General features: G+C 71.8%; 12 protein-coding genes. 8 read left to right on the top strand and 4 right to left on the bottom strand.

Translation table 11 applies throughout. The features are described 5' to 3' along the window. Positions 1-79: 79 nt before the first annotated feature. The gene (locus ACLQ2T_RS12830) at positions 80-739 is read right to left on the bottom strand and encodes a C39 family peptidase (protein WP_425766241.1); all 660 of its coding nucleotides are present in this window, start codon (positions 737-739) and stop codon (positions 80-82) included. Positions 740-1,086: 347 nt separating this feature from the next. Between ACLQ2T_RS12830 and ACLQ2T_RS12825 the strand changes: the two genes are divergently transcribed. Further along, a complete protein-coding gene (locus ACLQ2T_RS12825; protein ID WP_425766239.1) occupies positions 1,087-2,718 on the top strand; it encodes a TolB family protein in 1,632 nt (543 codons plus the stop codon). A gap of 143 nt (positions 2,719-2,861) precedes the next feature. Here ACLQ2T_RS12825 and ACLQ2T_RS12820 read toward each other — a convergent pair whose 3' ends face one another. After that, positions 2,862-3,668, bottom strand: a complete 807-nt coding sequence (locus ACLQ2T_RS12820) for a helix-turn-helix domain-containing protein (protein ID WP_425766238.1) — start codon at positions 3,666-3,668, stop codon at positions 2,862-2,864. Positions 3,669-3,798: 130 nt separating this feature from the next. On the opposite strand from ACLQ2T_RS12820, the gene ACLQ2T_RS12815 reads away from it, so the two are divergent. The 6 genes from ACLQ2T_RS12815 (at position 3,799) to ACLQ2T_RS12790 (ending at position 8,747) form a co-directional block, all read left to right on the top strand. After that, complete coding sequence (locus tag ACLQ2T_RS12815; protein ID WP_425766237.1) at positions 3,799-4,800, top strand: ABC transporter substrate-binding protein; 1,002 nt, start codon at positions 3,799-3,801, stop codon at positions 4,798-4,800. After that, a complete protein-coding gene (locus tag ACLQ2T_RS12810; RefSeq protein ID WP_425766236.1) occupies positions 4,797-5,612 on the top strand; it encodes a siderophore-interacting protein in 816 nt (271 codons plus the stop codon). The genes ACLQ2T_RS12815 and ACLQ2T_RS12810 overlap by 4 nt, the downstream gene beginning before the upstream one ends. Beyond that, positions 5,602-6,591 carry a FecCD family ABC transporter permease gene (locus tag ACLQ2T_RS12805; RefSeq protein WP_425766235.1) on the top strand — a complete coding sequence of 330 codons (990 nt, stop codon included), beginning with the start codon at positions 5,602-5,604 and terminating at the stop codon, positions 6,589-6,591. The genes ACLQ2T_RS12810 and ACLQ2T_RS12805 overlap by 11 nt, the downstream gene beginning before the upstream one ends. Beyond that, on the top strand, positions 6,588-7,607 hold the full coding sequence (locus tag ACLQ2T_RS12800) for a FecCD family ABC transporter permease (protein WP_425766234.1): 1,020 nt from the start codon (positions 6,588-6,590) through the stop codon (positions 7,605-7,607). The genes ACLQ2T_RS12805 and ACLQ2T_RS12800 overlap by 4 nt, the downstream gene beginning before the upstream one ends. Beyond that, entirely contained in the window at positions 7,604-8,380 is a 777-nt protein-coding gene (locus ACLQ2T_RS12795; protein ID WP_425766233.1) for an ABC transporter ATP-binding protein, read from the top strand. Before ACLQ2T_RS12800 ends, ACLQ2T_RS12795 begins: the two co-directional genes overlap by 4 nt. Positions 8,381-8,444: 64 nt before the next feature. Continuing rightward, positions 8,445-8,747, top strand: coding sequence for a hypothetical protein (locus tag ACLQ2T_RS12790; protein WP_425766232.1), 303 nt, complete (start codon positions 8,445-8,447; stop codon positions 8,745-8,747). Positions 8,748-8,849: 102 nt separating this feature from the next. On the opposite strand, the gene ACLQ2T_RS12785 is transcribed toward ACLQ2T_RS12790, so the two are convergent. Next, on the bottom strand, positions 8,850-10,412 hold the full coding sequence (locus tag ACLQ2T_RS12785; RefSeq protein ID WP_425766287.1) for an alpha/beta hydrolase: 1,563 nt from the start codon (positions 10,410-10,412) through the stop codon (positions 8,850-8,852). A 54-nt stretch (positions 10,413-10,466) separates the two neighbouring features. Continuing rightward, a complete protein-coding gene (locus tag ACLQ2T_RS12780; RefSeq protein ID WP_425766286.1) occupies positions 10,467-11,579 on the bottom strand; it encodes an ATP-dependent DNA ligase in 1,113 nt (370 codons plus the stop codon). 135 nt (positions 11,580-11,714) lie between these two features. Between ACLQ2T_RS12780 and ACLQ2T_RS12775 the strand changes: the two genes are divergently transcribed. After that, on the top strand, positions 11,715-11,927 hold the full coding sequence (locus ACLQ2T_RS12775; RefSeq protein WP_425766231.1) for a hypothetical protein: 213 nt from the start codon (positions 11,715-11,717) through the stop codon (positions 11,925-11,927). Positions 11,928-11,979 lie beyond the last annotated feature (52 nt).

Below are 11,979 nucleotides of genomic sequence, written 5' to 3'. Positions count from 1 at the left end.
CCGCGGCGACCGGTTTGCGGCAGACCGAAGGGCCGACCCCAGCAGGGGTCGGCCCTTCGAGTGTTCGGTTGTCGGATCGTCAGGAGGCTGCGGAGTAGCCGCGGGTGGCGATCCAGTCGGCGAGGGTGTCGACGTCCATCCGGTACGAGGCCTTGGCCGGGTCGGCCGAGTCGGCGATGGTCACCGTCTCGCCCTCGTCGTCGTAGCCGGTGACGCTGACGTAGTGCCCGCCCTCGAAGCTGTGGACGACTCCGTCGGTGTCGGTGGCGGTGCCGGCGATGTTGGCGACCACGGCACGGCCGTCGTCGACGGTCCGCACGATGTCCTCGCGCAGCTTGTCGGCATGCTTCTCGGCGGCCTTGGCGTCACGGATCTCCACCGACTTGTAGACGTCCTTACCGGTCTCCTTGTTCAGCACCGGGGTGATGTCGTTGATGGAGTCGGTACCGGCCTCGGTGGTACCCATCCGCTTGGCCATGTCGTACACGTCGATGTTCTTGCCCTGCACGCTCAGCGCGTTGCGGGCGGCGGCCGGGCCGCAGAAGTAGAAGTTGGGCTGGGCCTCGTAGCGCACGTCGAGCTGGCGCTCGTCGTCGGACTTGCGGTCGGCCTGCACCGAAGCGGCGGCGGCCGGCGCGGGGGCCGCGTAGGCGGCGACGGCGGGGCCGGCGATGCCACCGGCGGTGGTGGCGGCAGCGGCGACGGTCAGGGCGGTCTTACGCAGGAGGGTGGTACGCATGATCGAGTCACACCTTCCGTTCGGGGGTACGCAGCAGGAATCAACCCGGTTCGGGGCTCGCGGTGCTGCGAGGGGAAAGAGGAACACCCGGCGGGGTGCTCGGGCGTCCGAGGGATGTAACGATCCCGGGCGGCCCCACATTCCAGGGGTTCCGGGAGACCGCGTGGCGGGGGAAGCCCTCGCGGTGTGCCATGTACAACGACCTGCGGCCGAGCATCATTCCGCGCCGTCGGCCGATCGGGCCGCCCCGCAAACGGCCATATACCGGACGGCAGTCGGTGCCGGGCATGAATCCTCGGGCCCCGCCCGGGAGCGGCGGGCTTGCCGACGGGGATCACAATGCCCGGATGACTGTTATCCGCCAGACTGCGTCGATTGCGCTTGCACTGCTGGTGCTGACCACGGCCACGAGCTGCACCGGAGCGGAACAGGACGAGTTGCCCGTCCGAGTGGCGCAGGTGCCGGCCGAGGTGCGTGGGCTCGGTCCGGCGGTGCTGGCGGTTCCCGTGACGGACGACGTGACCGGGCTGCTCGCGCTGGAACGGTTCGGCGACGACCTCGCCGGCCTGACGCCCGCCCGGCGGCACGCCCAGGTCGCCCTCGGTGGTGATCCCCGTTTCCCGACCGTCGCCCGAGGGCTGGGTGAGGACCGCCGTGACGCCGTGCTCGTCGACGGCAGCCTGCGCGACGTCACGCTGCCTGATTTCGGGTACGCCGATCGGGCCTTCAGTGTCGATGCCGCGCTGTCGATCACGGCATCCCGTTGTCTCACCGTGACCGGCGACGGCAGGATCGGGCTACCGGCGGTCGAGGCCTTCTGCAAGATCGCCGACCGGGGTGGGGTGATCTGGGAGGACCGGCAGGGCGGCCGGTACGGCGGGATCGACCTGTCGTCCGGGGCGGCGAGCCCGGCCGTCGAGCTGCCGTCGTATCCGATCGCCGCCACACCCGACGGCCGCTACCTCGCCGCGCTCACCCGCCAGGACCCTCGGCAGCTCGTCATCGCGGACACCAGGACCGGCCAGTCCCGGCCCACCGTGACGGTCAGCGGGGCGGAGTTCCCCGGGGCCTTCACCAGCGACGGGTTCGCCCTGCTACGCCAGACCGTTCCCGGCACCCGCCGGATCAGCCTGGTCACCCCGAAGGGGGAGGTACGTGACCTGCTCTCCCCGGTCGGCGAGGTCGCCTTCGCCCCGGACGGGCGGCGCGCCATCGTGGTGGACACCCGCTCCGGCAAGGGCCGGCTCTCCGTACTCGACCTGACGTCGGGCGCGGTCACCCCGGTGGTCGGCGACGGCACCGAGCAGAGCGGCGAGCAGCCCGCCCGGCCGGCGGAGCTGCCGCCGGTGACCGGCACCGTCACCGCGACGGTTTCCGGCGACCACGCCCTGGTCGTCGAGCTGGAGGCCCGTCCGGACACCGGCCAACGGGTGTCCCGCCCCAGCCGCGCCTGGTCGGTACGACTCTCCACCGCGACCGCGATCCTCCACCCGAACACGCCGGAGGCGTCGGAGGTGACGGTGTGGAGGCACGAACTCCCGCCGACCGGCACAGCCGCGTTGTCGGCGCTGTGGTTCGAGCCGGGCAAGCAGACCCTCACCCTCAGCCCCGACGGTACGGTCACCAGCGCCCCGCCTGGAACCTTCCCCCGAGAGACCCTCGGTGACGGCGCGGTGCTGCACACCCTTCTCGCCGAGAGCGGACGCGAGCGGGTGGATCGGCTGCTGGTGACCGACAGCTCCGGCGGCCGGGTCGAGGTTCCCACCGGTGCCGGCCCCGACCAGCGGGTCGCCAACGTGATCCTCACGCCGGACCAGGAGCACCTGCTGATCTCGCTGCGCTCGCTCGAAAGCCGGACAGAGCCGGGAGATCTCGACGTCGTGGTGATCGCTCGCCGGGACGGCACCGGCGAACCCGTCGTCGTCTACCGAGGGGCCTGGTTGGTCAGCCTCGGCACCGTTCCCACCAGCACCAGTTGACCTCATTCCGTAACTCGCCGAGCTTGTCCCGTGCTGTGTGACAGGCGCAAGGGCCGGCCTTCGGGTGAGGGCCGGCCCTTGTCGTAGGTGGATGGGTGTCAGCCAGGGGCCGCTGTAGCCGCGGGTGGTGCCCTCAGCCGGGATCATCCGGGGATGTCGGCGGTGCGCCGCATGGTGGCGGCGCGACCCGGCGTGTAGCCGTACTCCCGGGCGAAGGCGGAGATGAAGGCGGACGGGCTGGCGTACCCGATGCGGCGGGCCACCTCGCCGACCGGCCGGGTCTCCAGCAGTGCCAGCGACGCACGCAGCCGCAGCTTCGTGCGCCACTGCGAGTACGACATGCCGAACTCGCGGGCGAAGTCGCGTTGCAGCGTCTTGACGCTGACGTGCAGGCGGTCGGCCCATTCGGCGAGTCCGGTGGGGTCACCCGGGTCGTGGGTCAGGGCGGCGGCGACCGTCACCGCGACGCCCGGACCCCCGGCGTGCCGACCGTCGGCGGGGCGGGGGGTCAGTCCGGCCATGATGCGGCGGCGGGCGTCGGAGGCGTCACCTTCGTCGTATCCCGCTGTGCTGAGCGCGAGTACGAGCCGTGCCGCCTCGGCGTCGATGGCGGCGACACCGGCCCGCAGCCCGTCGAGAGCGGCGGGTGCCTCGCGCAGGCAGATCCGGTAGACGGTCTGCCGATCCGCCGTGTGCACCTCGTGGGTCACCGCCCGCTGCGCCCAGAAGACCTCGTCCGGGCCGACGAGGTCGGTGTGCCGACCGTGGCGGGCGGAGAGCAACCCGTCTGGCGACCAGTAGAGCTGGTGCAGGAAGTCGTCCCGCTTCTCGGCGAACGCCAACCGGGTCATCGACCGGTACCGCAGGACGAGGATGCCGTCCGGGCGACCGAGTCCGTAGCCGAACTCCTCGCAGCTGGCGGGATCCGCCGTGATCGGGCCCGTGACCATCGTGCTCTGACCTCTCCCCGACATTGGTTGACCTCTCGGCGACATTTCGCCAACAGAAGTAAGGCTAACCTAACCTTTGCAGCCCAGCGGGGTTGCCACCCCCGACAGCACTCCTCGAAGGAACTGGCAGATGTCCGTACGACAGCACTGGCGCTCGATCGCCGCCGCGGCAGTGACCCTCGCCGTGGTCACCGGTTGCGGCTCCGACAGCGGCGAGCCCGCCGGGCAGTCCGACGCCGCCGCGACCCGCGTCTTCGCTGCCGACAACGGTGAGATCACCATCCCGGTCAACCCCGAGCGCGTCGTCGCCACCGGCTACGCGGTGCCGGTCCTGATCGAGGCGGACGCGGCCCTGGTGGGCATCTCCAGTTGGAAGCGCGGCCTGGCGATGATGACCGAGCAGGACCGGGCCACCTACGACCGGCTGCCCAAGGTCGCCGGCGAGGCGGCGGCCGAGACCAACTACGAGGCCGTCGCCGCCGCCAAGCCGGACCTCATCGTGATCGGGGTGCCGAAGCCCGCCCTCGGCAGCATCGACATGAAGCGGCTGGAGAGCATCGCGCCCGTCGTCGCGATCGGCCCCACCACCCCCGACGCCTGGCGCGAGCTGTCCCGCCGGCAGTCCGACGCCGCCGGCCGCAGCGCGAACTTCGAGGCGGCCAAGGACGCGTACGACAAGAAGGCCGCGGAACTGAAGGCCAAGTACGGCACCGCCCTGACCGGCCTGAAGTTCGGGCACGTGGGCAGCTACGGCGAGATCTCCAAGGGCACCTTCCACCGCGAGTTCGCCGGCTCCTGGGGCACCAACATCGCCCAGGACGTGGGTGTGACCTACTACGGCGAGGTCAAGGAGAAGGGCGGCGGTGGGCTCGACGTCACCGAGTACCCGGCGATCGAGGAACTGCCGGAGAGCCTGGGCGAGGCCGACGCCATCACGTACACGGTCCAGCCCGACGGCACCCCCGCCGAGGCGGTGCAGCAGGTACTCGACTCCGCCCTGTGGAAGAACCTGCCGGCGGTCAAGGCCGGTCGGGTGTTCGCCTTGCAGTACACCGAGGCCGCGACGTACGAGTCGGCGCTGAAGACCCTCGACTCCATCGACAAGGCGTTCGCGCCGCTGCTCGCCGGATGAGCATGGATCGCCACGACCCGGCGGGTCGGGTCGCCGCTCACCACCGCACCGGCAGCGGCACGGTCCGGATCGGTTACCCGATCGGGGTGCGCAGCGTCCGAGTAGTCGCCCGGCAGCGGCTGACCCCGCGCATGCTGCGGCTGACCCTCGGCGGCCCGGCCCTCGCCGACTTCCACACCTACCAGGCGGACGACCACATCAAGATCGTGTTCCCCGATCCGGACGGGACCCGGCGCGACCCGGTCCCGGACGGGCGGGGAATGCTGGACTGGCCGCGTCCGCTGCCGACCACCCGCAAGTACACGGTGCGTCGCTACGACCCGGTGGCCCACGAACTCGACCTGGACTTCGTGCTGCACCCTGGCGGGGTCGCGTCGACCTGGGCGGACAGTGCGGCGGTGGGCGACGAGGTGACGATCGCCGGCCCGCCCGGGGCGAAGGCCTTCCCGCACCACTACGACCACTACGTCTTCGCCGTCGACGCCACCGCCCTGCCGGCCGTCGCCCGCTGGCTGGAGGAGTCACCGGCCGAGGTGTCGGCGCAGGTGCTGGTCGAGGTCGACGACCTCGCCGAACGGGACTACCCGCTGGCCTCACGCGACAACGTGACGGTGAGGTGGCTGGTGCGCCCGGCCACCGGGTCGACGCTCGCGCAGCAGGTGCAGTCGCTGCACCTGCCTGCCGGGCGGACCTTCCTCTTCGCGGCCGGCGAGGCGACCGACATCAGGCCGCTGCGCTCCTGGCGCGTCGACCGCCTCGACGCACTGGTCACCGGGTACTGGAAGCGTGGAGTCGCCGGGCTTGAAGACTGACCTGACCCGTCGGGTGACGTTCCTGCTCGGGTCCGCCGCGTTGCTGGTCGTCGCGGCGGGCGCGAGCATGGCGGTGGGAGCGCGCCCCGTCGCACCGGTCGAGGTGTGGCGGGCGCTCACCGACTTCGCGGGCACCGACGACCATCTCGTCGTACGCGACATCCGGCTGCCCCGCACGATCCTCGGTGTCTGCGTCGGCGCCGCCCTGGGGACCGCCGGGTCGCTGATCCAGACGCTCACCCGCAATCCGCTGGCCGAGCCTGGAATCCTCGGCGTGACCGCTGGTGCCGGCTTCGCGATCAACCTGGGCGTGCTGTTCGGCGTCGCCGGCTCGCAGGGCGGCCAGCTCGTGCTCGCGGTGGTCGGCTCCGCCCTCGCCGCCCTCGTCGTCTACGCCGTCGGGCGGGCCTCGCCGCTGCGGCTGGTACTCGCCGGTGTCGCCTTGAGCTGGGTCCTGATGGGCATCTCCCTCGGCCTGCGGCTGGGCTTCCCCGACGTGTTCGACAAGTACCGGTTCTGGTCGGTGGGGGCGCTTGCCGGTGCCGAGCGGACGCCGCTGGTGCTGCCCGCGCTGGTGACCGTGGCCGCCCTGGTCGCCGCGATGGCCGCGACCCGGCCGTTGAACGCCCTGGCCCTGGGCGAAGACGTCGCGCACGCGCTCGGTGCCGGCGTGACGCGGATCCGGGTCACCGTCCTGGTGCTCGTCACCCTGCTCACCGGGGTAGCCACCGCGGTCGCCGGGCCGATCGCGTTCGTCGGGCTGATGGTTCCGCATCTGGCCCGGCGGCTGGCCGTCGACTCGATCCCGTGGATCACGGCGTACTCGATGCTGCTGGGGCCGATCCTGCTGCTCGTCGCGGACGTCGGCGCGCGGCTCCTGCTGCCCACGGGCGAGGTGCCGGTGGCGATCGTCACGGCGTTCCTGGGCGCTCCGGTGCTGATCTGGGCCGTCCGTCGCTACGGGGCGGCGGCGCTGTGAGCACCCTGCGGCTGCGCGCCGGACGGCTCGTGATCCAGCTGGAACGGCGGGCCACGATCGCCTCGGCGGCGCTCGTCACGGCTGCCGGGGCCCTCGCCCTGCTGGCCCTGTGCCACGGACAGGACTGGGCCACCCCCGTCGAGGTGTTCGACGCCCTGTTCCGGGGCGGCGAGACGGCCTTCGTGATCCGGGAGTGGCGGCTACCACGGGTGGCTGCGGCGCTGGTCTTCGGCGCCTCGTTGGGGCTGGCCGGGGCGGTCTTCCAGAACCTGACCCGCAACCCGCTGGGCAGTCCCGATGTGATCGGCCTCGACGCGGGGGCGTACACCGGTGCGCTGGTGGCGATCACCCTGCTCAACGGCACCGCCGGGCAACTCGCGGCCGGGTCGGTGGCGGGTGGGCTGCTGGCCGCCGCGGTCATCTACCTGCTGTCGCTGGACTCCGGGCTCAGCGGTGTCCGGCTGGTCGTCATCGGGATCGCCGTCAACGCGATGCTCACCGCGCTCAACTCCTGGATCGTGCTGCGGGCCGAGATCGACGTGGCGCTCGCCGCGACCGGTTGGAACGCCGGTTCGCTCAACGGCGTCGACTGGGACGAGGTGCGGCTTCCGTTCGCCCTCATCGGCCTGTTCGTGCTGCTGCTCGTGGTGATCTCGCACGCCATGCACCAGGCGGCGTTGGGTGACGAACTCGCCCGGGTCACCGGCGTACGGCTGGGATGGCTGCGGCTGCTGCTGATCCTGGCCGGGGTCGGCTGCACCGCGACGGTGACCGCGGTGGCCGGGCCGGTCGTGTTCATCGCACTCGCCGCACCCCAGATCGGCCGGCGACTCGCGCGGGCCGCGGGCGTACCCCTGGTGCCGGCGGCACTGACCGGCGCGGTGCTGCTGCTCGCCGCCGATCTCGTCGCGCAACTGCTGCTCGCGCCGGTCGCGTTGCCGGTCGGCGTGGTCACCACGGCGGTCGGCGGTGGCTATCTCATCTGGCTGCTCGGCATGGAGGTGAAACGACGGTGACCAGCCGTCTGACCGCTCAGGACGTCACGCTCGGCTACGGCGAGCGGGTGGTGTCGACGCGGGTGACCCTGGCCGTCCCGGACGGCGCGTTCACGGCGATCGTCGGGCCCAACGCGTGCGGGAAGTCGACCCTGTTGAAGGCCCTGGTCCGGCTGCTCACGCCGTCGTCGGGGGCGGTACGCCTGGACGGCCGCGATGTCGCCGAGTACCGCCCGAAGCGGTTCGCCCGCCAGGTCGGCTTCCTGCCCCAGGGCCTCATCGCGCCGGAGAGCATAGTCGTTCGGCGGCTCGTCGCCCGGGGCCGCTACCCGCACCAGTCCCTGCTCGGCACCGGTACGGCCGCGGACGAGGAGGCCGTCCGGTCGGCGATGGCGGCGGCCGGGGTCACGGACCTGGCCGAGCGGCCCGTCGAGGAACTCTCCGGGGGGCAGCGGCAACGGGTCTGGATCGCGATGGTGCTGGCGCAGGAGACGCCGTACCTGCTGCTCGACGAGCCCACCACCTTCCTGGACATCACCCACCAGTACGAGTTGCTGGCGCTCTTCGCGCGGCTGCGCGACGAGGGACGCACGGTCGTCGCGGTGCTGCACGACATCAACCAGGCGTGCCGGTTCGCCGATCACATCGTGGCGATGAAGGGCGGCCGGGTCGTCGCGCAGGGAGCCCCGGCCGAGGTGGTGGACGCCGACCTGATGCGGGAGGTCTTCGGACTGCCCAGCGTGGTGATGCCCAACCCGGTCACCGGCACCCCGATGGTGGTGCCGACCGTCTAGTTGGTCGAGTCGGGTGTCGGGCCGGTCTCAATGGCAGTGGGATGCGCCGGCGGGCTGAACCGGTGTGACCTGCGGGCGGGTCCACTGCGCGGTCGGCCGGCCGGCCCTGCGCCAGAAGCTGTACGTCGGATGCTGGGGCCACACGATCCAGGTCGGGTTCGCCCGGGAGCCGGTGGCGACGGTGACCGCCGAGTCGACAGTGTGGAGCGAGATCCTGTTCGGGGGCCTGCCGCTCGCCGACGCCGAACGCGCCGGTGACGTGCACATCACCGGCGACCGTGACGCGGTCGGGCGCGTCGTCGGGCTCTACCTCACCGGGCAGCGCCCGACGAACGGGTATGGCAACCTAGCGAGCCGGCCTGGGTAGCAGCCCTCAGACGCAACCATCCGCCTGTGGCGCAAGGGCCAGCAAGGCATCGGCTGGCCAGCGCGTCGACCACGGCAGCCACCTCATCATGGGTGCCGGAAGTCAGCGGGCGGGGCAGCGTTTGCCTTCGGCGGGGACGGTCAGGTCGATCAGGTAGGCGTTGACGGCAGCCGTGATGCAGGCGGTCTGCGGGTAGGCGGTGTGGCCCTCACCCTCCCAGGTGAGCAGCCGCCCCACCCCGAGCATCTCGGCCAGGGCCGGGGCCTGCTCGTACGGGGTCGCCGGGTCGCCGGTGGTGCCGATGATCAGGATCGGTGGCGCGCCGTCGGCGCGGCCGGTGGGGTAGGGGTCACTGCCGCCGGGCCACTCGGTGCAGGAGATCAGCCCGGTGGCCAGGGCCGGGCCGAACAGCGGGTACTGCTGACGCCACTGGGACTGCAGTTGCCGGATCCGGTCCAGGTTGGGCCGTTCCTCCTCGTCGGCGCAGTTGATCGCCGTGTTGGCGTCGAAGAGGTTGGTGTAGTGGCCCTTGTCGTCGCGGTCGGCGTAGTTGTCGGCCAGGCGGAACACCCCCTGCGGGTTGCCGCCCTCCAACTGGTCGATGGCGCGGGCCAACTCCTGCCAGCCGCTCTCGGTGTAGAGGGAGGAGATGACCGCGTAGAAGACCCAGCCGGCGGTGGCTTCCCGGCCGTCGGCGGAACGAGCCGGCGACACCCGGGCCTTGTCGATCGCGGAGACGACCGCCGCGCGGGCGTCCGGGGCGATCGGGCAGCGGGTGGCGTTGGCCGCGCACCACCGGTGGAAGTTGTCGAAGGCCCGTTCGAAGCCCTTGGCCTGGCTCTCCGATCCTTCGATCAGGCCCTGTCGGGGGTCGATCGCCCCGTCGAGCACCAGCGCCCGCACCCGGGTGGGGAACAGCTGAGCGTAGGTGGCGCCGAGCAGGCTGCCGTAGGAGTAGCCCAGGTAGGTGAGCTGGTCGTCGCCGACCGCCGCGCGGATCGCGTCCATGTCCCGGGCGGCCTGCTCGGTGCCGTACAGCGGGAGTTGATCGCCGTACTTGTCGCCGCAGCCCTGGCCGATGCGGTCGGCGAGGTCGACCAGGTCGTCGAAGGACTCCTGGCTCTGCGGATCGGGATCGGAGCCGAACACGGCGTCCAGGTCGGCGTCGGAGATGCACTCCACCGGGCTGGACCGGGCCACCCCCCGAGGGTCGAAGCCGACGATGTCGAAGCGCTCCAGGATGCGGTCGGGCAGGCCGCCGTACCGCTCGCCGAAGGAGAGGTAGACGGCGGTGTCCACTCCGGAGCCACCGGGACCACCGGGGTTGACCAACAGGGAACCGATCCGGTCGCGCTGGTTGTCGGAGCGGGCCCGGATCAGGGCGATCTCGAAGGTCTCCCCGGCACCGGGACCGGTCGTGGCGCCGCTGCCACCGGACCAGTCGCGGGGGACCCGGATGCGGGTGCACTCGTACCGGATGCCCGGTGCCCCCCGCCCGACCACCTCGTCGGCGACCTCCGGGCAGGCCTGCCAGGTAGGTGTCGTACCCGGTGGGGCGGCCACGCTCGCGGTGTCGTCGTGCGGCGCGAACGCCGGCAGGGTGCAACCGGCGGCGACCACTGCGGCGGCGACCAGACCGGCCAGGGTGAGCCGCCGACGGCGGATCGGTGCGGAAGTACGGGTCACGAGCGGGCCTCCGGGATCGGTGCGATCGTCAGGCTACGCCGAACCGGGAACGGACCCCACCGTCACCGCCGGATCGCCGCGCAGGACCTGGTCCACGTCGAACCGGATCGGCCGCTCCAACTGGTCGTACCGGCAGGAGAGGGGGTCCCGGTCGGGTCGCCAGCGGACGGACCGCGCGGTGTGCCGGAACCGGTCACCCTCCATCGCGTCGTACGCCACCTCGACCACCAGCTCCGGGCGCAGCGGCTCCCATTCCAGGTTCTTCGTGCCGGTCCACCGACTGACCCCGCCCGGAATGCGTTGGCCGCGCTCGTGGTCGCCGTGCACCCACGGGTGATCGTCTTCGACCTCGCGGTAGGGGGCCAACTCCTCCAGCAGCTCGGCCCGGCGGGCCATGGTGAACGAGGCGCTCACTCCGATGTGGTGCAGCACCTGCGCGTCGTCGTAGAGCCCGAGCAGCAGGGAACCGACCACCGGCCCGGACTTGTGCCAGCGGAACCCGGCGACCACCACGTCTGCGGTGCGGGCGTGCTTGACCTTGAACATCAGCCGCTTGCCCGGTTCGTAGGGCAGGTCGGCGGGTTTGGCGATCAGCCCGTCCAGCCCGGCCCCCTCGAACACCTCGAACCAGCGGCGGGCGGTCTCGGTGTCGGTGGTGATCTGGGTGAGGTGCACCGGCGGGCACACTTTTGCCAGGGCCTGCTCCAGCCGGGCGCGCCGGGTCGGGTAGGGCACCTCCAGCAGGCTCTCGTCGTCGAGGGCGAGCAGGTCGAAGGCGACGAAGTCGGCCGGGGTGGTCTCGGCGAGCAGCTTCACCCGGGAGGCGGCCGGATGGATGCGCTGGGCCAGCAGCTCGAAGTCGAGCCGGGGGGCGGCCTCCGGACCGTCGCGGCGGATCACGATCAGCTCGCCGTCGACCGCACAGCGGGCCGGCAACTGTCGACGGGCCTGCTCGACCACCTCGGGGAAGTAGCGGGTCATCAGCTTGCCGCCCCGGCTGGCCAGCTCCACCTCGTCGCCGTCGCGGAAGATGATGCAGCGGAACCCGTCCCACTTGGGCTCGTAGGTCATCCCCGGCCCGGTGGGGATCGAGGCGACACTGCGGGCGAGCATCGGCTCCACCGGCGGATTGATCGGCAGGTCCACGGCGACAGTCAACCAGAACCCACCGACAACGGTGAGGCACATCACGGCGCGCCGGTGGGTGGCGTGTCCGCCGCTGGGCTGTCCGAGCGCGCCTGGGAGATTCGGATAACCGCAGGTCAGAGCTACTTTCGCGGGGTGTCGGAGTGGGTCTGCGGGTGCTGCGGACGGTGGCGGGTCAGCATCGAACTGATCCGGGGCCGGTACGTCTACCGGCTGACCCACCGCTACCCCAGCCGCTTCGGCGGCGGCGACAACGTGCTCGGCGAGGTGGCCACGGTGGCCGAGTTGGCGGCGCTGCTGCGCCAGTGGAGCCCGGTGGACCTGGCCGACCTGCACGAGGCGGCCTGAGGCCAGGCCGGTCACCGCCCGAGACCCGACCGGTCAGCAGCCCGACAGCACA

The organism is Micromonospora sp. DT229 (assembly GCF_049844505.1).
Taxonomy (GTDB): Bacteria; Actinomycetota; Actinomycetes; order Mycobacteriales; family Micromonosporaceae; genus Micromonospora.
This window is presented reverse-complemented; position numbering and strand designations above follow the sequence as displayed.

Coding starts and splice junctions, on each gene's coding strand:
- ACLQ2T_RS12830 (WP_425766241.1), bottom strand. CDS start 739: ATGCGTACCACCCTCCTGCGTAAGACCGCCCTGACCGTCGCCGCTGCC.
- ACLQ2T_RS12825 (WP_425766239.1), top strand. CDS start 1,087: ATGACTGTTATCCGCCAGACTGCGTCGATTGCGCTTGCACTGCTGGTG.
- ACLQ2T_RS12820 (WP_425766238.1), bottom strand. CDS start 3,668: ATGGTCACGGGCCCGATCACGGCGGATCCCGCCAGCTGCGAGGAGTTC.
- ACLQ2T_RS12815 (WP_425766237.1), top strand. CDS start 3,799: ATGTCCGTACGACAGCACTGGCGCTCGATCGCCGCCGCGGCAGTGACC.
- ACLQ2T_RS12810 (WP_425766236.1), top strand. CDS start 4,797: ATGAGCATGGATCGCCACGACCCGGCGGGTCGGGTCGCCGCTCACCAC.